The sequence below is a fragment of the Amycolatopsis sp. 505 genome (assembly GCF_031625235.1).
In the GTDB taxonomy this organism is placed as follows: Bacteria; Actinomycetota; Actinomycetes; order Mycobacteriales; family Pseudonocardiaceae; genus Amycolatopsis.
This window is the reverse complement of sequence record NZ_JACKQP010000003.1, coordinates 237008-260408: the sequence shown is the minus strand read 5'-3', so window position 1 is coordinate 260408 and position 23401 is coordinate 237008. Positions and strand designations below refer to the sequence as shown.

13 protein-coding genes are annotated in these 23401 nt (G+C 73.1%); 1 reads left to right on the top strand and 12 read right to left on the bottom strand.

Annotated features, from left to right (window positions below; all coding sequences use genetic code 11):
* Positions 1-55: 55 nt before the first annotated feature.
* The 9 genes from H5965_RS12800 to H5965_RS12760 all read right to left on the bottom strand — a co-directional run bounded on the left by H5965_RS12800 (position 56) and on the right by H5965_RS12760 (position 19158).
* Complete coding sequence (locus H5965_RS12800; protein WP_310969875.1) at positions 56-868, bottom strand: ABC transporter permease; 813 nt, start codon at positions 866-868, stop codon at positions 56-58.
* Positions 865-10884 (bottom strand): non-ribosomal peptide synthetase, encoded by a 10020-nt coding sequence (locus H5965_RS12795; RefSeq protein ID WP_310969874.1) that lies wholly within the window; start codon positions 10882-10884, stop codon positions 865-867. Before H5965_RS12795 ends, H5965_RS12800 begins: the two co-directional genes overlap by 4 nt.
* On the bottom strand, positions 10884-11849 hold the full coding sequence (locus H5965_RS12790) for a pyridoxal-phosphate dependent enzyme (RefSeq protein ID WP_310969873.1): 966 nt from the start codon (positions 11847-11849) through the stop codon (positions 10884-10886). The genes H5965_RS12795 and H5965_RS12790 overlap by 1 nt, the downstream gene beginning before the upstream one ends.
* Complete coding sequence (locus H5965_RS12785; RefSeq protein WP_310969872.1) at positions 11840-13036, bottom strand: acyl-CoA dehydrogenase family protein; 1197 nt, start codon at positions 13034-13036, stop codon at positions 11840-11842. The genes H5965_RS12790 and H5965_RS12785 overlap by 10 nt, the downstream gene beginning before the upstream one ends.
* Positions 13033-13650, bottom strand: coding sequence for a DUF2786 domain-containing protein (locus tag H5965_RS12780; protein ID WP_310969871.1), 618 nt, complete (start codon positions 13648-13650; stop codon positions 13033-13035). The genes H5965_RS12785 and H5965_RS12780 overlap by 4 nt, the downstream gene beginning before the upstream one ends.
* Positions 13651-13653: 3 nt before the next feature.
* Positions 13654-13932, bottom strand: coding sequence for an acyl carrier protein (locus H5965_RS12775; protein ID WP_310969870.1), 279 nt, complete (start codon positions 13930-13932; stop codon positions 13654-13656).
* Between the two features lie 90 nt (positions 13933-14022).
* Positions 14023-15705, bottom strand: coding sequence for an NAD(P)/FAD-dependent oxidoreductase (locus tag H5965_RS12770; RefSeq protein ID WP_310969869.1), 1683 nt, complete (start codon positions 15703-15705; stop codon positions 14023-14025).
* 106 nt (positions 15706-15811) lie between these two features.
* Complete coding sequence (locus H5965_RS12765) at positions 15812-18382, bottom strand: FtsX-like permease family protein (protein ID WP_310969868.1); 2571 nt, start codon at positions 18380-18382, stop codon at positions 15812-15814.
* Positions 18382-19158 (bottom strand): ABC transporter ATP-binding protein, encoded by a 777-nt coding sequence (locus H5965_RS12760; protein ID WP_310969867.1) that lies wholly within the window; start codon positions 19156-19158, stop codon positions 18382-18384. The genes H5965_RS12765 and H5965_RS12760 overlap by 1 nt, the downstream gene beginning before the upstream one ends.
* 143 nt (positions 19159-19301) lie before the next feature.
* On the opposite strand from H5965_RS12760, the gene H5965_RS12755 reads away from it, so the two are divergent.
* Positions 19302-20579, top strand: a complete 1278-nt coding sequence (locus H5965_RS12755) for a sensor domain-containing protein (protein ID WP_310969866.1) — start codon at positions 19302-19304, stop codon at positions 20577-20579.
* Here the strand turns inward: H5965_RS12755 and H5965_RS12750 are convergent, their stop codons facing one another.
* From H5965_RS12750 to lysA, 3 genes are read right to left on the bottom strand one after another with little or no spacing between them, the layout of a single operon-like run.
* On the bottom strand, positions 20580-21224 hold the full coding sequence (locus H5965_RS12750; RefSeq protein ID WP_086839021.1) for a response regulator transcription factor: 645 nt from the start codon (positions 21222-21224) through the stop codon (positions 20580-20582).
* Between the two features lie 56 nt (positions 21225-21280).
* Positions 21281-22090 (bottom strand): hypothetical protein, encoded by an 810-nt coding sequence (locus H5965_RS12745; protein ID WP_310969865.1) that lies wholly within the window; start codon positions 22088-22090, stop codon positions 21281-21283.
* A 4-nt stretch (positions 22091-22094) separates the two neighbouring features.
* Positions 22095-23390: a diaminopimelate decarboxylase gene (gene lysA, locus H5965_RS12740; protein WP_310969864.1), complete on the bottom strand. Its 1296-nt coding sequence runs from the start codon at positions 23388-23390 to the stop codon at positions 22095-22097.
* Between the last annotated feature and the right edge of the window lie 11 nt (positions 23391-23401).

Genomic DNA, 23401 nt, shown 5'->3' with positions numbered 1-23401 from the left:
CTTGCTGTCATGGTGTTCGGACCGGCTGACGGCGTGCTGACCGCCACCTGACCCGCTAGGCGATGGTGCGGTACTTCCGGAAGCTCAAGGCGCAGGCCAGCACCAGCGTGACGACGAGGGTGACGGCCACGACCACGCCGGGGTGCTGGGCGGGGAACCCGGTCTCGTCGACCGGCGTGCCCCACATGCGGCGGACGGCGGTGGTCACCGAGCTGACCGGGTTCCACTCCGCGACCGGCCGCAGCCACCCGGGCAGGCGGTCGGTCGACATGAACGCGTTGGAGAGGAAGGAAAGCCCGAGCGTGGCCACCGCGCCGATGCCGTCGATCGCCTCGGGGTTGCGCAGCGACAGGCCGAGCAGGATGCCGACCCAGATCATCGCGTAGAGGAACACGACGAGCAGGGCGAGACCGCCGGCGAGCGGCAGGAACCCGGTGTGCACGCGGCCACCGACGAGCAACCCGGAGGCGACGGTGATGGCGAGCGCGATCAGGCCGACCACGAGGTCGCCGAGGGAGTGCCCGATCAGCACGGCGGGCCGCACGATCGGCAGCGAGCGGAACCGGTCGGTCAGGCCGCCGTTGAGGTCGGTGGCGACGGCGATGGCGGTGGGCGCGATGCCGGCCAGGCCGACCTGCATCAGCGCCGCCGGGAACAGGAACTCCGGGTAGCTGCCGCTGCCCGGCACGATCACCGCGTCCTTGAACACGTACCCGATGGCCAGCATGGTGATCAGCGGGTTCAGCGTGACCGCCAGCAGGCGGCCGGGAACGTTGCGCAGGTGGGTGAGCCGGCGCCCGGCGAGCGCCAGCACCTCCACCACGGCGTCGGAAACTCGCCCGGTCCGCACCGGGGCAATCACAGTCATTCGTCCTCCTCGGAAGAGCCGTCCAGAGCGGCGGCGACGATCCGGCCGATGGCGGCCTGGGCTTGCGGGTGCATCATGAATTCGTGCCCGCAGCCGATGCGGTGCGTCTCGATCGCGCCGTCGACGTACGGTGCCCAGCGGCCGGGCCGCTCGGCGAGGTCGGCTTCGGAAAGACCGTCGGCCGCCAGGAACAGCAGCAGGCGGCCCGAGAAGCGGGCGGGCTCGTAGCGGAGCGCGAGCTCGCCGTTGTTGCTCATCACGTCCAGCACGCGGGCCATCCGCTCCTCGCCGATCCCGGCCAGCCGCGACCCGCCGCGGCGCAGGACGTCGATGACGGCCGCCGGGGACAGCTCGGCGTCCTCGTCGGCGTCGTAGCCGAGGTGCTCGAGGAAGCTGACCAGCAGCTCGTGGCGGGTCGGCGGGGCCTGGCCGTCGGCCTCGACCGGGAAGCTGTCCAGCACGCACAGCGTCTCGACCTGCTCCCCGGCTTCCTGCAGCTGCACGGCGATTTCGTGCGCCAGTAACCCGCCGAAGGACCAGCCGAGCAGGTGGTACGGGCCCGACGGCTGGATCGCGCGGATCCGGGCGGCGTACTCCTCGGCGACGTCTTCGACGCTGACCGGCAGTTCGCGGTCCCCGCCGATGTTGGGCGACTGCAGCCCGTACATCGGGCGGCCGGGGGCGAGGTGCTGGACGAGCCCGAGGTAGGGCAGGCTCAGCCCGAGTCCCGCGTGGACGCAGAACAGCGGCGCGCGGTCGCCGTCCGGCCGGATCGGCAGCACCGGGGCGAACGGGTCGAGCACGTCACCCGCCCCGCCGCCGGTGCCGGCCAGCGCGGCGAGGCGCTCGACGGTCCCGTGCGTCAGGACGTCCGCGACGGTGAAGTGCAGACCGGCGTTGCGGGCCAGCGCGACGAGCCGGACGGAGAGCAGGCTGTTGCCGCCCAGGGTGAAGAAGTCGGCGTCGGCGTCGACCTCGGGCAGGCCGAGGGTTTCGGCGAACGCCAGCCGGAGGACCTCCGCGGCGGCGGTGCCGGCCTTCCGTTCGGGCGCGGGCAGGTTCGCGTGGTCGAGGTCGCCGGCCGGGGTGAGCGGGATGGCCTCGAGGGCGACGATCGCCGACGGGACCGCGAAGTCCGGCAGTTCCCGCGCGAGGTGGTCGCGCAGGTCGTCGCCATGGCCGACGACGTAGGCGACGAGCTGGTCGTCCCGGACCACGACTTCGGCCGCGGCGACCCCCGGGTGCCGCAGGAGCGCGGCCTCGACCTCTCTCGGCCGGACGGCGAACCCGCGGGCCCGCACGGTGCCGCCGACCGGTTCGAGGCTGCCGTCGAGGCGGCGGCGGACGACGTCGCCGGTGCGGAACATCCGGGCGCCGGGGGTGACGGGGTCGGCGACGAAGTGCGTGGCGGTGCGGCCGGGTTCTCCCGCGAAGCCGCGGGCGGGGGTCGCGAGCCAGAGGTCGCCGTGGGCGCCGGGTGGGACGGGCCGGAGGGTGTCGTCGAGGACGCAGGCCCGGGACGAGGGCGGCAGGGTGCCGGGTTCGGCCGGGCCGGTGAGGGTCCGGTAGTGGGTGTGGACTTCGGCGCCCGCCCGGTAGAGCCGTTCGGTGAGCGGAGCGGCGAGGGGTTCGCCGGTGACGATCAGCCGGACGCCGGCGAGCGCCGGTTCGTGGCGGGCCGCGAGCGCCCGGACCTGGTGCGGGGTGGCGAAGAGGACGGCGGGCAGTTCGCCTTCGAGGAGCTGCGCGAGCGCGGCGGGATCACCGGTTTCGGCCTCGGCGAGGTGGACGGACCCGCCGGCGGCCAGCGCGGCGAGGATCGCGGGAATGGCGTCGGGCAGGTCCGGGACGACGACCCGGCGGCCGGCGGGAATGGAGGCTTGCAGGGCGGCGACGGACTCGGCCAGCGCGCGGCGGGTGAGGACGGTGCCGTCCGGCAGGTGCGCGGCCGCGTGGGCGGGAGTGATCGGCGCGGCGGAGGAGGAACCGGCGGGGCGACCGGCCCCACCGGAAACCGGCGAGCCGATTTCGGTCGCCGGGCCACCCACCGGGCGGCCCGCCTCGGCATGCGCCGCCGGGCCTTGGCCGGCGGGGCCGACCACCGCGCGGCCGACCTCGATCGTCACTCCGGGTTCCCCGGCCGGCTCGACCAAGCGGTACGCGGCGCCGGCCTGCAGTGCGGCCAGGACGTGGACCACCCGGTCCAGCGCCGACTCCGCGGCGATCGTCACCGTCTGCTCCGGACCCGCCCCGCGAGCCGTCAGCTTCCGGGCCGCTTCGGTCACGCGGCGGCGCAGCTGGGCGTGGCTCACCCGGCCGCCCTCCCCGATCAGCGCTGGTCCGCGGCCGCTCCGCAGTGCCGGCAGTTCGGCCGGTTCCGCCGCCACGACAACCGGATCCTGCTCGCCCAGCTCGATCGCGCTCAGCGGCAGCGACGGATCCTCCGCCACCGCCGACAACAGCCGGCCCAGGCGGGTGGACAGCAACTCCGCCGTCTCCGGGGTGAACAGGTCCGCGCAGTACTCGATGCTTCCCTCCAGGCCCCCCTCTCCCGGGCGCTCGCCGAGCTGGAACGTCAGGTCGAACTTGAACTTCGCGCCCGTCGGCGGGAGGATCTCCGGCCGCACCGACAACTCGCCGATCGTGAAGCGGGGGTCCGGGACCTCGTAGTAGGACAGCATCACCTGGAACAACGGCTGCCGCGACAGCGAGCGCGCCGGGCGGGCCAGCTCGAGCAGGAGCTCGAACGGCAGGTCCTGGTGCGCGTACGCCTCGAGGTCGGTGTCGCGCACCCGGGCGACCAGCTCGGCGAACGTCGGGTTGCGGCCGGTGTCGGTGCGCAGGACCAGCGTGTTCACGAAGAACCCCACCAGGCCGTTCGTCACCTCCTCCGACCGGCCCGCGACCAGGCTGCCGAGCGGGATGTCCGTGCCCGCGCCGTGCTTGGTGAGCAGCGCGGCCACCGCCGCCTGGACCACCATGAAGACGCTCGCACCCGACCGGCGGGCCAGCGCGGTCAGTGCTTTGTGGACGGTCGGGGGCACCTCGAACCCGACCGAACCGCCCCGGAAAGCGGTCGTGCCCCGGCGCGGGAGGTCCGCGGGCAGCCGCAGCTCGTCGGGCAGGCCGGCGAGCGCGTCGCGCCAGTACTCCCACTGCTGGTCCGCCGCCTGGCGGTCGTCGAGCAGTTCGCGTTGCCAGACCGCGTAATCGGCGTACTGCGCCGGCAGTTCCGCCCACCCGGGCCGGGCGCCCCGCACCCGGGCGTCGTACGCGGTCGCCAGGTCGCGGGCCAGGACGTCCACCGACCAGGCGTCGCCCGCGATGTGGTGCAGGACGAGCAGCAGGACGTGCTCGGCCCCGACGCGGTACAGCGTCGCCCGCAGCGGGCGGTCCGTGGCCAGGTCGAACGCACGGCCCGCCTCGGCCGCCAGGACCGCGGTGAGCTCGTCTTCGGCGATCGTCGCCGTGGCCAGCACCGGGGCGGGCGGCAGGATCCGCTGGTACGGGACGCCGTCGACGTCCGGGAAGATCGTCCGCAGGATCTCGTGCCGCTCGACGACGTCGTCGAGCGCGGCCGCCAGCGCCGCCGGGTCCAGGGCGCCGCCGAGCCGGACGGCCAGCGGGATGGTGTAGCCCGCGCTTTCGAGGCGGTTCAGGAACCACATCCGGGTCTGCGCGTGGGACAGCGGAATCCGCTGCGGCCGCGCGAGCTTCCGGAACCCGGCGCCCGCCTGGCCCGCGGAGACGAGCCGGCCGGCGAGCCGGCTGACCGTCCGCGCTTCGAACAGGTCGCGGATGGACAGGTGGGCGTCCAAAGCGGACCGGACCCGGCTCACGACCGAGTTGGCCAGCAGGGAATGCCCGCCGATGGCGAAGAAGTCGTCGTCGATCCCGACTTCCGGGAGGCCGAGGACGTCGGCCCAGATCTCGCACAGCGTCGCCTCGACCGGGGTGCGCGGGCCGCGGGCGGCGGTGCCGGTGTGCTGTTCCGGTGCGGGCAGCGCCTTGCGGTCGATCTTGCCGTGCGCGGTCAGCGGGAAGCGGTCGAGGACGACGTACGCGCCGGGGACCATGTACGCCGGCAACTGCTCGCTCAGCCGCGAGCGCAGTTCCCCGGCGGTGGCGGTGCCGGTGACGTAGGCGACGAGCCGCCGGTCGTTGCCGGTGCCGTGCACGGTGACGACCGCTTCCCCGACACCCGCGTGCGCGGCGAGGGCGGCTTCGATCTCGCCGAGTTCGATGCGGTGGCCGCGGATCTTGACCTGGAAGTCGCGGCGCTCCACGAACTCCAGCTGCCCGTCCGGGCGCATCCGGACCCGGTCGCCGGTGCGGTACATCCGCGTGCCCGGCTCGCCGAAGGGATCGGCCACGAACACCGCCGCCGTCCGCGCCGGATCACCCACATAGCCCCGGCCGACGACCAGGCCGCCGACGAACAGCTCGCCGATGGCACCCGCGGGCACCGGGCGCAGCTCGTCACCCAGCACGTAAAGCCGGGAATTCCGCACCGCGTGGCCGATCGGCACCACGTCGACGCCGGACCGGATCACCGCGTGCGTCACATCGTCCGAGCACTCCGTCGGGCCATAGGCGTTCACCAGCGGCACGTCGGGGAACCGCGCGAACCAGCGCGTGCACAGGTCCGGCGGTAGCGCCTCACCGGTCACCACCAGCCAGCGCAGCCCCGAAACGTCGGCGGCCTGCCCGGCCAAGTCCCAGGAATCGAGGGCTGCGCGCAGCAGCGAGGGCACGACTTCCAGCACCGAAACACCCTCGGCCCGGATCAGGCCGAACAAGGCGTCCGGGTCGGCCGCCACGACCCGCGACACCACGCGGACCCGGCCGCCGACCAGCAGCGGCGCCAGCATCTGCCACACCGAGACGTCGAACGTGACCGGAGCGTTCTGCACCACCAGATCCGAGGACGCCAGGCCCAGGTCTTCCACCTTGGCGAGCAGGTGGTTCACCATGCCGCGGCGGTGCACCATCGCGCCCTTGGGACGACCGGTCGAGCCCGACGTGAAGATCACGTACGCCAGGTCCAGACCGGCGTCGCCGTCGGAAACCGGCGCCCACTCGGTGTCTTCGGCGTCGTCCAGGACCACGATCCGGGTGTCGCCGCCGGCGATCTCGGCCGCCAGGTCCTCGAAGCCCGGGCCCACCACGACGGCCGTGGCGCCCGAGTCCGCCAGCAGCCCGGCCAGCCGGGCCACCGGCAGCGTCGGGTCCAACGGCAGGTAGGCCGCCCCGGACCACAGCACGCCCAGCACGGACGTCACGAAACCCACCCCGGGGTCGGCCAGGACGCCGACCACGCCACGGGACGGCAGCCGGCGGGACAGCGCACTCGCGCGCCCGGCCAGCGACGCGTACGAAACCCACGCGCCTCCGTCGGCCACCGCGGGCGCGTCCGGCGAGGCCGAAGCGAACTCGCACACCCGCGACACCACGTCGGCGCCCACCGGCCCGGTGACACCGGCGCCCCGCTCCAGCTCCGCCGCGGGGACGACGTCGATCGCGCCCAGCGCCACCGAAGGATCGGCGATGGCGGTGTCGAGCAGGTGCCGGAACATGCCGGTGAGCCGGCCGGCGCGCTCGGCGTCGAACGCCTCGGGCGCGTAGTCGAACCGGAAGGCCAGTTCGGGGCCGGGGTTGACGACCAGGCTGAGCGGGTAGTGGCGGGAGTCCTCGGTCACGGCGTCGAGCACGCGGACGTCGGCACCGAGCACGACCTCGGTCTGCTCGCCGTCGGCGGGCACGTTCTCGAAGACGATCGCGGTGTCGAACAGCTCGCCGGTGCCGGCGAGGCCGGGCACGTCGTTCTGCACCTCGGCCAGGCCGACGTGCTGGTAGGCCGACATCCGGGCCTGCTGGTCGCGCAGGACGACCAGGAGCTCGTCGAGGGTGCCGGCCGGGTCGAGATCGGCCCGGACCGGGACCGTGTTGATGAACATCCCGACCATGGTTTCCACGCCCGGCAGCTCGGCCGGGCGCCCGGAGGTGACCGAGCCGAACACGACGTCCCGGCGGCCGGTGAGCCGGCCGATCAGGATCGCCCAGGAGGCCTGCACGACCGTGTTCAGGGTGAGCTCGTGGCGGCGCGCCCACGCCACCAGCTCGGCGGTCTCCTCCCGCGACAGCACGACTTCGGCCGATTCCGGCACCGCCTTGAGGTGGCCGTCGACCTCCGGGGCCACCTTCGTGGGCTCGGCGAGGCCGTCGAGGACCTCGCGCCACGCCTGCCGGGCTTCCTGCTCGTCCTGGCGGCCCAGCCAGGCGAGGTAGTTCCAGAACGGCACCACTTCCGGCAGCGCGGCCGCCGGGCCGTGCGTGTACAGCGTGGCGAGCTCGCGGATGAGGATCGGCACCGACCAGCCGTCGGTGGCGATGTGGTGGGCGGTCCAGAGGAACCGGTATCGCCCGGCCGCGACCTTGATCAGGGTGAACCGGACCAGCGGCGGGTGGGCGAGGTCGAACCGGCGCTCCCGGTCCTCGGCCGCCAGCCGCCCCAGCCGCTCCTCGCGTTCGGCTTCGGGCAGCGTGGTCAGGTCGATTTCGGTCCAGGGCAGGCCGACCTCGGCGGCGATCAGCTGCACGGCGTCGCCGCCGCGGCGGTGCCGGAAGTACGCGCGCAGGGTCGCGTACCGGCGCAGCAGGGCGGCACACGCGTCGCGCAGGGCTTCGACGTCGAGCGGGCCGGCGAGGTCCGCGGTGGCCTGCACGGTGTAGACGTCGACGCCGTCGGGGTCGAACTCCGAGTGGAACAGCAACCCCTGCTGCAGAGCGGAAAGCGGCCAGGCGTCCTCGATGCGGCCGCCGTCGGGGGCCAGGTCCCGCAGTTCGTCGCCGGTCAGCTCGACCAGCGGGCCGTCCGCCACGGTGAAGACACCCGCGCCCGGCTCGCGGACGGCGACCTGCTCGGCGATCGCGGCCGGGGTGCGGCGTTCGAGGATGTCGCGCGGGGTCAGCTCGATGCCCGCGGTGCGGGCGCGGCCGGCCACCTGGATCGCGCTGATGCTGTCGCCGCCGAGGGCGAAGAAGTTGTCGTCGATGTAGACCCGCGGCACGGACAGGACTTCGGCGAGGATGTCGCAGACGACCGTCTCGACGGTGTTGCGGGGCCGCCGCCCGACGACCTCGGCCCGGAAGTCCGGGGCGGGCAGCGCTTCGCGGTCGACCTTGCCGTGTTCGGTGAGCGGCAGTTCGTCGAGGACGACCAGTGCCGAGGGCACCATGTAGTCCGGGAGCAGCTGCTGGGCGGTGCTGCGCACGTGGCCGGCGTCGACCGGGTCTTCGGCGTCGACGCCGACGAGGTAGCCGGCGAGGCGTTTGCCGCCGTCGGCGTCGGTGAGCACGCGCACGACGGCGTCCAGCACCCCGGGCACGGACCGCAGGACGCTTTCGATCTCGCCGAGCTCGATGCGGTGGCCGCGGATCTTGACCTGGAAGTCGCGGCGCTCCACGAACTCCAGCTGACCGTCGGGCCGCATCCGGACGCGGTCACCGGTGCGGTACATCCGCTTTCCGGCCTCCCCGAACGGATCCGCGACGAACACCGCCGCCGTCCGCGCCGGGTCGCCCACGTAACCCCGGCCCACGACCAGGCCGCCGACGAACAGCTCGCCGATGGCACCCGCGGGCACCGGACGCAGCTCGTCACCCAGCACGTAAAGCCGCGAATTTCGCACCGCATGGCCGATCGGCACCACCTCGACGCCGGACCGGATCACCGCGTGCGTCACGTCGTCGGAACACTCCGTCGGACCGTACGCATTCACCAGCGGCACCTCGGGGAACCGCGCGAACCACCGCGCGCACAGATCCGGCGGCAACGCCTCACCGGTCACCACCAGCCACCGCAGCCCCGAAACATCGGCGGCCTGCCCGGCCAGGTCCCAGGAATCGAGGGCCGCGCGCAGCAGCGACGGCACGACCTCCAGCACCGAAACACCCTCGGCCCGGATCAGGCCGAACAAGGCGTCCGGGTCGGCCGCGATCGCCCGGGACACCACCCGGACCCGGGCACCGACCAGCAAGGGGGCCAGCATCTGCCACACCGAGACGTCGAAGGTCACCGGGGCGTTCTGGACGACCACGTCCGCGGGCTCCAGGTCGAGGTCTTCCACCTTGGCCAGCAGGTGGTTCACCATGCCGCGGCGGTGCACCATCGCGCCCTTGGGACGGCCCGTCGAGCCCGACGTGAAGATCACGTACGCCAGGTCCAGACCTGCGTCATCGCGGGACACCGGCGCCCACTCGGCGTCTTCGGCGTCGTCCAGCACGACGACCTCGGCCCCGCCGCCGGCCGCGGCCACGACCTCCGTGGCCAGCTCCTCGTACCCGGGGCCCACCGCCACGGCGTTCGCGCCCGCGTCGGCGAGCAGCCCGGCCAAGCGGGCCACCGGCATCCCGGCGTCCAGCGGCACGAACGCCGAGCCCGACCACAGCACTCCCAGGACGGCCGACACGAACCCGACACCGGGGTCGGCCAGCACGCCCACCACACCCCGGGCGGCCAGGCGGCGGGACAGGGCACTCGCCCGGCCCGCCAGGGAGCCGTAGGAAACCCACTCGCCACCGTCGGCCACCGCGGGCGCGTCCGGCGAGGCCAGCGCGAACTCGCACACCCGCGCCACGACGTCGGCCCCGACCGGCCCGGCCGCCCCGACCCCGGCCGCCAGCAGCCCGCCCAGCTCGTCCGCCGACACGACGTCGACCGCGCCGAGCACCGCCGAGGAATCGGCCTCGGCGAGCCGGCCGACGAACCCGGCGAGCCGATCCAGGTGCGCGGTGACGCCGTCGGCGTCGTAGAGGTCGGGGTTGCCGTTGAGGTGGATCTCGATGACGTCCTCGGTGACGTCGAGGACCGTCAGCGAAAGGTCGTTGGTGATCCCGGTCGACAGGTTCATCACGCGCGTGCGGCACTCGCCGAGCCGCAGGCCGGGCTCGGGCGGGAGCACGTTGACGAACGGGCCGCCGAACGGGCGCCGCTCGTCGCTGCGCACGCCGATGTCCCGGCGGATCTGGTTGACGTGGTAGCGCTGGTGCTTCAGGGTCGCGGCCAGCTCACGGGACGCCTGGGCCAGCAGCTCGGCGATCGTCGTCTGCGGCTCGACCACCATCCGCAGCGGCAGGTAGTTCGCGACCATGCCCGGGGTCGCCCGCGAGCGCACGCCCGCGCGCGCCGCGACCGGGACGGTCAGCAGCAGGTCCTTGATGCCCGAAAGCCGTTGCGTGTAGGCCGCCATCGCGGCGATGAAGAACGTCGGCAACGTCACCTTCGCCGCCGCGGCCGCCTCGCGCACCGCCTTCGCCGTCTCCGGCGGCAGCACCATCGTGCGCCGCAGGAAGCCGCGGGCCGGCGCCGGTTCCTTGCCGGACAGGCTGACCAGGTCGGGCGTGGTGTCGAAGTGCCGTCCCCAGAACTCCTTGTCCCGCAGCCGGTGCGGCGATTCCTGGTAGGCGAGGTCGGCGTCCAGCAGCAGGCGGAACGGCGGCAGCGCGGTGGGTCCGGGGTCCTCCCCCGCCAGCAGCGCGTTGTAGAGCTCGCCCAGGCGGCGGTGGCAGATCGCCGCGCTGAAGCCGTCGCCGATGAGGTGGTGGGTGGTGAGGTACCAGAAGTGCCGCCGCTCCCCGACCTTGATCAGCGCGCCGCGGAAGAGCGGGAAGTCCTCCAGGGAGAACGGGTGCCGCATGTCCTCGTGCATCCAGTCGAGGGCGGCGGCCTCCGGGTCGGCTTCCCCGGTGACGTCCGGGTAGCGGATCGGCAGCTCGCCGAGCGGCTCGATGAGCTGCCGCGGTTCGCCCTCGACCTCGACGAACCGGGCGCGGAAGCACTCGGCTTCGTCGGCCAGCGCGCGCAGGGCCGTCCGGAACACGCCGACGTCCAGCGGGCCGGTGATGTCCAGGTAGTCCGCCATCGCATAGGCGAGGCCGCCACCGGACAGCTGTTCGTCGTACCAGACGTCGGTCTGTGCGGTGGACAGGGGCAGGAACGCGTCGACCGCGGTCATCAGGGCACCTCGAAGAGTGTTTTGGCGTACGGGGTTTCGGGTTCGGCGCCGTCGAGCAGCGCTTCGGGGCCGTAGTTGTCCTTGACCCACTGGTCCTGGTAGATCGTGTCCAGGTAGCGGTCACCGAGGTCGGGCGAGATCACCACCGCCGTGGCCGCGTCGTTCTCCGCCAACCAGCCCAATGCGCCCGCCAGCACCATGCCGGAGCCGCCCCCGAGCAGGAAGCCGCTCAGCGCGAGCTGCCGGCACGCGCGGATCGCGGCCGCCTCGTCGACCCGGACCAGATCGTCCACGAGGGACATGTCGATGACCGGGAACCGGACGCTGGTGCGCACCGCCGTGCTGCGCCGGGCGGCCCGCGGGCCGGGGCCGACGCACTCGACGGCGACGATCCGCACCTGCGGCCGGACCTGGCGCAGGTAGCGCGCGCAGCCGGTGAGGGTGCCGGCCGAGCCGACCCCGACGAAGAGCACGTCGAGGTCCGGCACCGTGCGCAGGATGTCCGGGCCGGTGGAGCGGAAGTGGGCCATCCAGTTGCCCGCGTTGACGTACTGGTCGAGCCAGGTGTAGCCGGCGTTCTCCGCGCACAGCCGACGCACGAGCCGCAGGCCCGCGGCCGGGTCCGGGGCGACCAGGACCTCGGTGCCGAGGTTCTGCATCAGCTGCCGGGTGAGCAGCGTGCTGCGCGGGTCGGTGACGCAGACGAACCGGTAGCCGCGGCTGGCCGCGACCAGGCTCAGCGCCACGCCGAGGTTGCCCGACGACGTCTCGACGATGGTCGAGCCCGGGCGCAGCACGCCCGCGCGCTCGGCCAGCGTCACCATTTCGAGGGCGGGCTTGAGCTTGCTGGAGCGCGCGAAGTTGAAGCCCTCGCACTTCATCAGGACCCGCCGGTCCACGAGGTGGCTGAGGTCGACGTACAGGTCCGTGACGTCGAACTCCTCCGGCCTGGTGATCACCCGCACGACGAACCTCCGGTCGACGACTTCCCGGCGTGCGCGGGAAAGGGCTCGCCCCGGCCGACCTTGCCGGCGAGCAGCCCCTGGAAGACGGTGAGCTTCTGGATGTTGCCGGCGCCTTCCATGAACTCGACGCCGCGCGCGTCCCGGGCCAGCTTGTCCAGCGCCGGGTGGTCCCAGCGGGCCCGCGGCCCGAAGAAGCCGCACGCTTCGAGCGTGGCGTCCTCGGCCAGCCGGCACGCTTCGGCTTTCGCCGCCGAGGCGAGGTGGCCGCGGGAGCCGTCGGCGTCGACCTCGATCGCGGACAGGTGCACGAGGTGGCGGACGCCGTCGATGCGGCGGCCCAGCTCGTCGAGCCGCCCGCCTTCGGCGCGCACGTAGTCGTGGGCGGCCGCGGCGATGCCGAGCGCGATCGCGGCGACGCCCGGCCGCAGCCGGTTGAAGGTCTGCACACACGCCCACATGCCGCGGCGGGCCGGCGAGCGGTCCCGGCCGAGCACGCGCTCGGCGGGTACCGCGACGCCGTCCAGGGTCAGCTCGCAGATCCGCGCGGCCCGCAGGCCCAGCGATTCGAGCGGCTCGGCGTGGAAGCCCGGGTCCGTGGTGTCCACCAGGACCGCCGTCACGCCCAGCGGGCCGGGCCCGGTACGGGCGAACACGACCCCCAGGGCGGCCCGCGCGGCGTTGCCGACGTACTTCTTGCGGCCGTCGAGGCGGTGCGGGCCGCCGTCGGGGGACGTCGTGAGCGCCGTCTCCAGCGCGGTGGCGTCCGAGCCCCGGTCCGGCTCGGTGAGCGCGAAGAACGTCCAGGTCGGCCGCTTGAGGAGCCGGCCGTAGAACCACTCCTTCTGCTCCCGGTCGGCCAGGACGTCGACGAGCACGCCGGACATCGACGCGCCCGGGCTGGCCAGCATCAGGCCGGCGTCGCCGCGGGCGAGCTCTTCGAGCACCACCGTCCGCTCGATCGCCGTCATGCCGTGGAACCGGTGCGGCCCGAGGCGCAGGCCCGCGCCCCCGAACTCCTCGGGGACGAGCATGGTGGCGAGGCAGCGGACGCCGCCGAGGTCCAGGAGCTCGCCGACCCCGTCGGGGTCGGTGTCGAGGCCGGCGCCCGCGGTGCGGAACTCGGTCCCCCACTCGCGGGCCGCGTCCCGCAGTGCTTCGAGCCGTTCGTCGAGCACGGTCGCCGTCACGCCGCGACCTCCGGGGTGTAGGCCCCCGCGAGCAGCTCCGAAACGTCGGCGACCTCGCCCGCGCCGCCGCGGACGAACCCCGCGGCGCCCAGCAGGCGCAGCAGGACGCGGTCGGTGCCGGTGAGCCGCCGGTGCAGGTAGGCCAGGGCCTCCGGCGGCGGGCCCGCCGGGTGTGCGGTGAGGAACGCCCGCACCTCGAGCTGCCCGGTCAGTGCCTCGGCGACGGCGCCCTGGACCAGCTGACGGCGCAGCAGGGTGGTGTCGCCGCTGCGCCGCCCGCCCAGATAGGCGAGCCCGGTGTCGAGCAGGGCGCCGGACAGGCCCAGCCGCAGCCACACCGACCCGGTCGCCAGGACCTGGCCGGGGTGGCCCGCGGGCCGGTGCGTCCGCACCAGGACGACGGGGCCGCCGGGCAGCTCCGCCGTCCGGACCACGAGCACGTCGCCGTCCACCGGCCCGGCCGGCAGGACCGCGGTACCGCCGGCGCCGAACACCGGTTCCCCGGCAGGCAGGGCCGCGTGCAGCACCGCCAGCGCCGGGGCCATCCCCACCTCGCGGGCGGCGTCGTGGCACCGCAGCCAGGTCGCCGTGATCGGCGGCGAGATCGTGGTCATCGCTCAGGCGGCCATTTCTGCCGAAACGAACCGGGCCAGCGAACCGACCGACTCGAAGTGGCTCATTTCCAGGTTCTCGGCGTCGAATTCGATGCCCAGCGCCTCTTCCAGCTGCATCAGCAGTTCCAGCACGCCGGTGGAGTCGAGGCCGGCGTCCGCGAGCCGGGTCTCCGGGCCGAGGTCGGCGACCTCCGTCTCCAGCACGGACTCGAGTGCGGCGCAGATCCCCGCGACCACGCGGTCGTCCAGGACCTCCGTCGATCCAGCCACGGTTTCCGTCACTTTCGCTCACCATTCCCTTCGTCAAGACAGCAGCTTTTGCCCACGGGCCCGGAACCGGGCCCCGAGTTCTTTCCTTTTCCGGAGGAGTCCTTATCCCGCCACGACCCGGTCGAGCAGGGCGAGGCCGCGGGCCTCGCGCCGCCGCAGCCCCCGGGACGTGCGCAGCGGGTCCCAGCCGGGCTCGCGGTCCGGGAGCAGCTCGGGATTCCCCAGCACCCCGCCGGCGCCATCGGTGAGCACCGGCCGGCCGAGGATCGTCGAGGCGCACAGCGCGCCCCCGGTCGCGACCCCGACGATTCCGCCACCGTGCAAGATGCTCTGGCCCGTCAGGTAGAGACCCTCGACACCCGAATCGATATCCGGCCGTTGCCCGACCCGGCCCCAGGTGTGCAGGCCGTACGCGCTGCCCCCGGTCGAAAGCGTGTAGCGCTCCTGGGTCAGCGGCGTCGACGTTTCGGCGTGCACGAGGTGCTCGCGGAACGGCCCGATCGCGGCCTCGGCCAGGTCCAGCATCTGTTCGGTCAGCCGGTTCTTCGCGCCGAGGTAGCCGGGTTCGCGCCGGTACCGCGCCCCGTGCGCGGGCCCGTCCGTGAGTCCCCAGTGCGCGTACCCGGGCGGGCAGGCGGTCATGATCTGGAAGTTCATGTGCCCCGGCGGGCACGCCGAGCCCGGCACCGGGTCCTTGAGGGAGGCGAAGGACAGGAACGCGAACGGCAGCTCGTCGAGCCGGCCGGCTTCCACCCGGGCGTAGGCCGCGTCGACGTCTTCGTCCGGCCAGTACCAGATGTTCGCGCTGGGGAGCGGGAGTTCCCGGTCGAGCGCCACGTAGCAGACGGCCAGCGGCAGGCGCATGGTCGCGGTCTCCGCGCGGGCCACCACCGGCTCGGGCAGGTTTTCCCGGCCACCGCACAGTTCCAGGACGGTGCGCCGGTAGTCCGCATTGGACACGACCACCGGGGCGCGGTGTTCGGTGCCGTCGGTCAGCCGGACACCGGCCGCCTTCCCGCCTTCGACCAGGATCTCCTCGACCCGGGTGCGGGTGAGCAGCGTGCCGCCGTGCGACTCCAGCAGCTCGACGAACGACGCGGCGATCACCTGCCCGCCGCCCTCCGGGTAGTAGGCGCCGCGCAGGTAGTCGTCGAGCATCATCGTGTGCGCGACGACGAGCGTGCCGGACGGCGCGGACCCGTAGTTGCCGGACTGGGCGGCCAGAACCGTGCGCGCCCGGGCCGACAGCCCGCAGTGGTCGAACAGCTGCGCCAGCGTCCGGCGGCTCCAGCGCAGCATCACGGCCGGCACCTTCGCCGGGGCCGCCGCGAAGGCGGACTGGCGGCAGGCCCGCGCGACGGCCGCGCAGACGTCGATGTAGCGGGTGATGCCCTCGGCCTCCGCGGGGAGCGCGGCCCGCAGCCGCTCGGCGTAGCGGTCCCAGCCGACCGGCACGTCCACGGTGACGCTGGGCAGGACGATCCGGTCGAACCCGTCCGGGTCCATCGGGTGGAAGCGCACCCGGTCCCCCAGGCCGAGACCCGAGAGGACCCGCGGCAGCAGGCCGTCCGGTCCGCAGTCGCCGAGGTAGTGCACCCCCACGTCGAACTGGTAGGCGCGGCGGCGGCGGAACACGTGGCTGTTGCCGCCGGCGACGTCGTGCTGTTCGAGCACGAGGACGCGCATCCCGCTCGCCACCAGGTACCCGGCGCAGACGAGCCCGCCGATCCCGGAGCCGACCACGATGGCGTCCCAGCGCCCGGCGGCGTTCTCTTCGGTGTTCACGCCCCGACGCTATGCCGGGGCGGTGACCTCGGGCTGACCGCGCGCTGACAATCCGGGGGAGAGTTCGTCAGCGCCTCTCTGGGGGTTCCGGCCCGCCCGAGGCCACCTATTCAGGGGCGAGCGTCGAAGGCGACGGCCTGGTGCGCAACGTGAACCACGTCGGCGCACAGGTGGCCACCACCGTCAGCACGACGGCCAGCCCGAGTATCACCAGGTATATCCACAAAGGACCGGACGGGAAGAGGCTGTCCGACACCGCCGCGCTGAACGGCACCAGCATCGACGCCGCGACCAGCGTGCCGAGGAAGACGCCGATGGCGGCCACGATCCCCGCTTCCACGGCCATCATCCGCAGCACCTGGCCCCGCGTCGACCCGATGAGCCGCTGCAGCCCGAACTCCCGGCGCCGGTCCGCCGTCGCCATCACCAGCGTGTTCACCATGGAAATGGCGGCGTACACGAGCAGCAGCCCGACGATCAGGTAGTTGACCCAGGCATTGGCCTGGACCTCGGCCAGGAACGCCTTGGTGAGCGCCTCCCGGCCGGCCACCTCGACGCCGTCGACGTCCCCGACCCGGCCGCGCAGCGAGGCGAGCAGATCGCCTTCCGCCGTCCCGGGTTGTGCCATCACGAGGATCCGGTCGGCCGAACCCGCGGCCGTGTGCGGCGCCAGGGTGTCGGCCGGCATCAGCGCCGACGCCGAGGCCGCGGTGGTCCGCAGCGTCGCGACGACGTCCAGGGTGGCCCGGGAGCCGTCGCCCAGCCGCATGACGATCTTGGCGCCCACGCCGACCCCCAGCCGTTGCGCGAGATCCGCGGGCAGGGCGATCGTGGTGCCGCGCAGGGCGTCGAGCTTGCCGGTCTCGACGAGGCTCCCCCACGCCCGCGCCACGCCGTCCGCGGTGATGCCGGTGAGGTCCACGCCGTCTTCGTCCTGCGTCGCGTCCGAGGGCTTTTCGTTGTAGCCCTTGCTGGTCACGAACGCCGTGGCCCCGGCGACGCCGGGTGCTTGCCGCACCTCGGCGACCAGATCGGGCGGCAGGTCACCGGTCGCCGACGTCACGACGGCGTCGGCGAGCAGCGAGTCGGTGTACTGCTTCTCCGCGACCGCGACCTCCGTGGTCTGGAAGTACAGCATGAAGATCGCGAGCCCGGTGGCGAGCATGATCGGCGTGACCGCGCCGGCCATCGGCATCCAGCGGGCCCGGGCGTTCAGCGAAGCCAGGTAGCCGGGCAGGCCGCCGAACGCGCGGATCGGCCGGCGCAGCACCCCGACCAGCAGCTTGGTCAGGCCGGGCGCGAACAGTGCGACGGCGGTTGCCACCAGCGTGACGGCCGGGCCGGCCGTGCTCGCCGCGAGCGGGCCGTCGACGACGGTGATCGTCAGGTAGGCCAAGGCGACCGCGCCGATCAGGCTCGACACGCCGAGCCACAGCCGGGTCGGGGTCAGCCAGCGCGTGGGGATCGCCGTTTCCCGCATGGCTTCCACGGGCCGGGTGCGGCCCGCGTACCGGGCGGCGACGAACGCGGCGCCCCACGCCGAGCTCAGGCCCACGACGGCCGCGGCGACGACCGGGTAGAAGCCCTGCTCGAACTTGAGGACGGGCTGGATCACGCCGAACCCGGTCAGCCGTCCGAAGAGCCAGTCGCCGAGCAGCACGCCGGGGAAGATCGCCAGCGCGGTCCCCAGCGCCCCGATGATCATCGCCTCGCCGGTGATCATCCGGCTCAGCTGGCGCGGGGTCGCGCCGATCGCCCGCAGCATGGCCACTTCGCGGCGGCGCTGCTGCACCGAAAGCGTCAGGGTGCTCGCGACGACGAACATGGCGACCTGCGCCGCGAGACCGCCGAACACGGCCGCGAGGATGATCAGCAGTTCGCCGTCGCCGGCGGCCTTGGCGAACTCCGCGGAACCACGGGCGTCGCCGGTCAGCGTCACCGCGCGCTGGTCGCGCACCGCGGTGGCGATCTGCGCGGTGACGGCGTCGACGTCGGCACCGGGCGCGAGCTGGACGCCGAACGCGTCGACCTGCCCGGCCGCGGACCGCAGCCCGGCGGCCTCGGCGGGCGAGAAGAACACCGCGTCGGAGGCCATCCGGCGGCCGGCGTCGGCGATGCCGGTGACCCGGTAGGAGTGCACGCCCCCGCGGACGGCGATGTCGACCTCGCCGCCGGCGTGCGCGCCGATCCGCCCGGCCGTGGCCGAATCGAGCACGACCTCGCCCTCGCGGATCGGGGCCTGGCCCTCGGTCAGCCGGTAGGGCGCCAGCTCGGCGGAAACCCAGCTGTGGCCGGCCTGGGTGCCGGGCACCGACGGGCCGCCGGAGTCGCCGAGCACCTCGGCGTGGAAGGAGACGTCCGGGACCACGTGGGCGACCCCGGGTACGCCGCTGATCGTGCCGGCGAGGCCTTCGTCGAGCCGGACGCGCTCGGACAGCGTCGCCGTCTCGTGGTAGGCGTCCTCCCCGTGGCCGACCGTGGGCAGGTCGTAGGACTGGTTGCCGGCCACCACGATCGGCGCGGCGGCCAGGCGCTGCGGCGGGATCACGGTCCGGATGCCGGTCTCCATCAGGCCGCCGCAGGCGAGCATGACGGCGGTGCCGACGAAGACCGAGACGAGGGTGGCGATGAAGCCACCGGTCCGGTAGCGCAGGGTGCGCCAGACGAGGGTCAGCATCAGCGCGTCAGCTCGCTCGGCCGCTGCTCGGCGCGGGCGACCAGGCCGGTCATCCGGCGGGCCACCTCTTCGGGGTTCGGCTGCCGCAGCTCGTCGACGACGCGGCCGTCGGCGAGGAAGAGCACGCGGTCGGCGTAGGAGGCGGCCACCGGGTCGTGTGTGACCATCACGATCGTCTGCCGGGCCACGCTCGTCGCCTCCCGCAGCAGGTTCAGCACTTCCTGGGCCGAGCGCGTGTCGAGCGCGCCGGTCGGCTCGTCGGCGAAGATCACCTCGGGGTGGGTGACGAGGGCGCGGGCGATCGCCACCCGCTGCTGCTGGCCGCCGGAGAGCTCGCTGGGCCGGTGGTCGCGCCGCTTGCCGAGGCCGACCTGCTCGATGACCCGGCGCACCCACGCCGGGTCGGCGCGCCGGCCCGCCAGCCGCAGCGGCAGCGTCACGTTCTGCTCGACGTCGAGCGCGGGCAGCAGGTTGAAGGCCTGGAAGACGAAGCCGATCCGGTCGCGCCGCAACCGGGTCAGCTCGACCTCGCGCATCACGCTGAGGTCCGTGCCGCCCAGCACGACCGAGCCGGACGTCGGCTTGTCCAGGCCGGCCGCGCAGTGCAGCAGCGTGCTCTTGCCCGACCCCGACGGCCCCATCACCGCGGTGAACGTGCCGCCGGCGAACCCCGCCGTCACGTTGTCCAGTGCCAGTACCTGCGCCCGGTCCTTGCCGTACGCCTTGCGTACGGACAGCAGCCGCACGACTTCGGCCGTGTCGCCTTGCTGGTACATCTGCGGCTCCCCTGCGCGTCCTTCGATCTTTACCGCGACCACGTTACGAAGCCGCGGGCCGGTTTCCGAGGGTGCTAGGGAGCGGAAGTTTGCGGGGGTTAGCACTACCGCGGAACGCGGCCCGGCCTGCGCATAATGGCGCCATGACTAGCGGAAGCCCGGTCGCCACGATGACGCGGTCGCTGCTGCGCGACGGCGGGCTGGCGACGGTGCGCGGCAGCGCGCTGGCCGTGGTGGCGGTGACCGAACTCGTGATGTTCGTCGTCGTGGTCACCGCCGCCTCGCTGATCGGCGTGGGCGTGGGACTGTTCATGCTGCCCCCGGCGGTGCTGCTGATGCGGTCGCTGACCGACCGGGTGCGCGCGTCGGCCGCGGCGTGGTCGGACGTGCGGATCGCCTCGCCGTACCTGCCGGAGCCGGCCGGGAGCACGCCGCTGCGCCGCTGCCACCACCTGCTCGGCGACCGCGCGAACTGGCGGGACGCGCTGTGGCTGCTGGTCGACAGCTCCCTCGGCATCCTGCTCACCCTCACCCCGCTTCTGCTGATCCTGCACGGGATCCGCGGGCTCACGATGCCGTTCCTGGTCGGCACGGAGGCGGCCGAGTGGCTCGGCAGCTGGTACGTCGTGCTCCCGGTGGACGACCAGCCGACGGCCTGGTTCGCCGCCATCCTCGGCCTGGCGCACTTCCCGCTCGCGCTGTGGAGCGCACCGCACCTGCTGAAGCTGCACGCGCGGCTCGCGGCCACGCTGCTGTCCCCGACCGAGGTGACCCGGCTGACCAACCGCGTGCAGCACCTGGCGGAAAGCCGCGACGACGCGGTGGGTTCGCAGGCGACCGAGCTGCGCCGCATCGAGCGCGACCTGCACGACGGCGCCCAGACCCACCTCGTCGCGATGGGCATGACGCTCGACGCCGCCATGCGCGTGCTCGATTCCCACCCGGAAGCCGCCCGGTCCTTGATGGACGAGGCGAAGAACAGCTCGGCCAAGGCGTTGCAGCAACTGCGCGACCTCGTCCGCGGCATCCAGCCCCCGGTGCTGGTCGACCGCGGCATCGCGGACGCGATCCGCACCCTGGCGATCGAAAACCCGCTGCGCATCGAGACGACGATCGACCTGCCCGGCCGGCCGTCACTGGCGGTCGAGACGGCGGCGTACTTTTCGGTGTCCGAACTGCTGAACAACGCGATGAAGCACTCGGGCGCGGACAGCGGCGCGATCAACGTCCACTACGAGTTCGGCCGCCTGGTGATCAACGTCAGCGACAACGGCTGCGGCGGCGCGAACACCGAGGGCGGCTCGGGGTTGCGGGGCATCGAAAAGCGGCTCGCCCCGATCGACGGCTTCATCACCATCCTCAGCCCGCTCGGCGGCCCGACCATGGTGACCATCGAAATCCCCTGCGGCCTCGAACCCTGATCAGTGCTTCAGGTACGCCAGCACCGCGAGCACCCGCCGGTTGGCGTCCTCCGACTGGGGAAGGTTCAGCTTCGCGAGGATGTTGTTGATGTGCTTGGAAACGGCCTTCTCGGAGACGACCAGCTCACCCGCGATGTTGCTGTTGGACCGGCCTTCGGCCATCAGCTTCAGCACCTCGCGCTCCCGGGGGGTGAGCCGTTCCAGGCGGTCGTCGCGGGTGTTGTGGGTCAGCAGGCGGGTCACCACGTCCGGGTCCATCACCGTGCCTCCGAGGGCGACCTGGCGGACGGCGTCCACGAACTGGTCGCCGTGGAACACGCGGTCCTTGAGCAGGTAGCCGACCGAACCCTCGCCGTCCGCGAGGAGCTCGTCGGCGTACAGCCGTTCCACGTACTGCGAAAGGACGAGCACCGGGAAACCCTGGATGCGGCGGCGCGCTTCGATGGCGGCGCGCAGGCCTTCGTCGGTGAACGACGGCGGGAGCCGGATGTCGACGATCGCGATGTCGGGCCGTTCGCGCAGCATGGCCTCCAGCAGGTCCGGCCCGTTGTCGACCGCCGCGCTGACCTCGAATTCGTGCGCTTCCAGCAGCCGCACCAGGCCGTCCCGGAGCAGGAACTGGTCTTCTCCGATGACCACGCGCACTTGTCCGTCCCCCGCTTCCGAGCCCGACCACGACCAACGCCCATCTTAGGGCCGCGTCAATCGGACTCGGCCACCACGCAGATCCCCAGCGCACCGCGGCGCGGGTCGTGGTCGGCCAGCACCACCGGACCGGTGGCCGGGCCGTCGGCGAGCGGTGCCCAGAGGCCGGTGCACGGGAATTCCGGCGGGGCGACGATCGCGTCCGGCCAGGAGCCCAGCCCGGCGAGCCCGGGGCCGATGACGACCGTCTCCGCCGGCTCGAGTTCCGGAACGGCGTCCAGCGTCGCTTCGGGTTCGTAGCCGACGCGGACCGTCCGGCCGCCGCCCGCCTCGAACAGCAAGGCCATGGCGGCGTCGCCGATCCGGTCCGGCGTGTCGTACGGCGTGGCACCCTGGTCCATGATCAGGACCAGCACGCGCCGGTAGCCGTGGCGCCGGACGTACGAGCCGGCGATCCGCAGCGCGGTGAACGGGGCCAGGCTTCCCTGCCCCGAAACGGAAAACACCAGCGGGTGGCCGGGCAGCACGGCCGTCAGGTTCACCGGCGCCGACAGCCGCGGGTCGAACTCCGGCGCCGCGTGGGCGACGATCGCGAGGTCGATCCGCTCGCCGGACAGCTGCCCGGCGAGCAGTTCGCGGGCCATCTCGAGGAAGGGGTTGCCGCGCGCCCGCGTCACCCGGTCCGGCCGGAAGCCGATGTCGTGCCCGCGGCTGAGGTCGGCGAAGTACCGGTGCAGCGCGGGGACGTCGATGGCGCGCTCCCCCGGGCCGAACTCGCGCCGGACGGCCAGCGCCAGCCGCAGCGGCAACGGCTGCAGCCCCGGCGCAGGCGCGGAGGACAGGGTGGTCGCGGACGCGCGGTACATCTGCCTAGCGCTCCGCACCCACCGCGACCGGCGCGGCGAACTCGTGCAGGTGCTGGCGCCGCAACAGGTCCGCGGGCTCGTCCCGCTCGCTGACCAGGTAGTGCTGTCCGTTGTGGACGATGACCTCGGCCGGGTAGCCGTGACTGAGGAACAGCACCGGGGACGCCGTCGGACCGTAGGCACCGGACCGCGTGACGCCGATCAGGTCACCGGCCCGGACCGGCGGCAGCGCGGCCTTCTTGGCCAGCACGTCGTTGGGCGTGCACAGCGGCCCGGTGATCTGCCAGGTTTCGGTGGCCGGCTCGTCGATCCGGTTGAGCAGCCGGATCGGGAAGTCGCGCTTGACGTAGGAGCCGATGCCGACGGCGGCCATGTGGTGGTTCGTGCCACCGTCGGCGACGGCGAAGTTCTGCCCCAGCGACGTCTTGGTGTAGCGGACGCGCACGACGTAGGTGCCGGCCGTCGCGGCCAGGTACCGGCCGAGCTCCATGACCAGCCGCGTCGCCGGGTGCCGCTGCGCGAACTCGTCGATCACCGGGTTCAGCATCGAGGCGAGCAGATCGCGGTCGAGGTCCTTTTCGCCGTCGAAGTACGCGACACCGAGGCCGCCGCCGACGTCGACCATCTCCAGCGGGAAACCCAGCTGCCGCGAAACGCGTTCGGCGAGCTCGAAGATGCGCCGCGTGTTCTCGACGATCGGTTCCTCGTCGAGGATCCGGGTGCCCATGTAGACCTGCACGCCCATCAGCCGCAGGTGCGGGTGCCGGTCGGCGAGGTCGGTCGCGGCGAGCAGCTGCTCCTCGTCGATGCCGAACTGGCGCGGTTTGCCGCCCATGGTGAGCCCCGAGCCCTTGACCGCGAAGCTCGGGTTCACCCGCAGGGCGACGCGTGCCTCGATGCCGCGTTCCCGCGCGAGGTCGTCGAGCAGCTGCAGCTCGCCGAACGATTCGCAGACGACGGTGTAGACGCCTTCGTCCAGGCAAGCAGCCAGTTCCGACGAGCTCTTGCCGGGGCCCAGGAAGATGATGTCCTCGCCGGCGACCCCGGCCCGCCGGGCGGTGATCAGCTCGGCCATCGACGACACTTCGGCCCGCGCGCCGTGGGCGTGCAGCAGCGCGCACACCGAGATGTTCGGATTGGACTTGAGCGAGTAGAAGATCTCCAGGCGCGGGTGCAGTCGCTCCCGCAGGCCGAGGAGCCGGCCGCCCAGTTCGTCGCCGTCGTAGACGAAGAGCGGGGTGCCGTAACGCTCCGCGAGCTCCCCGATGCCGACGCCGGAGATCTCGAATTCGACACTCATTGCAGCGCTCC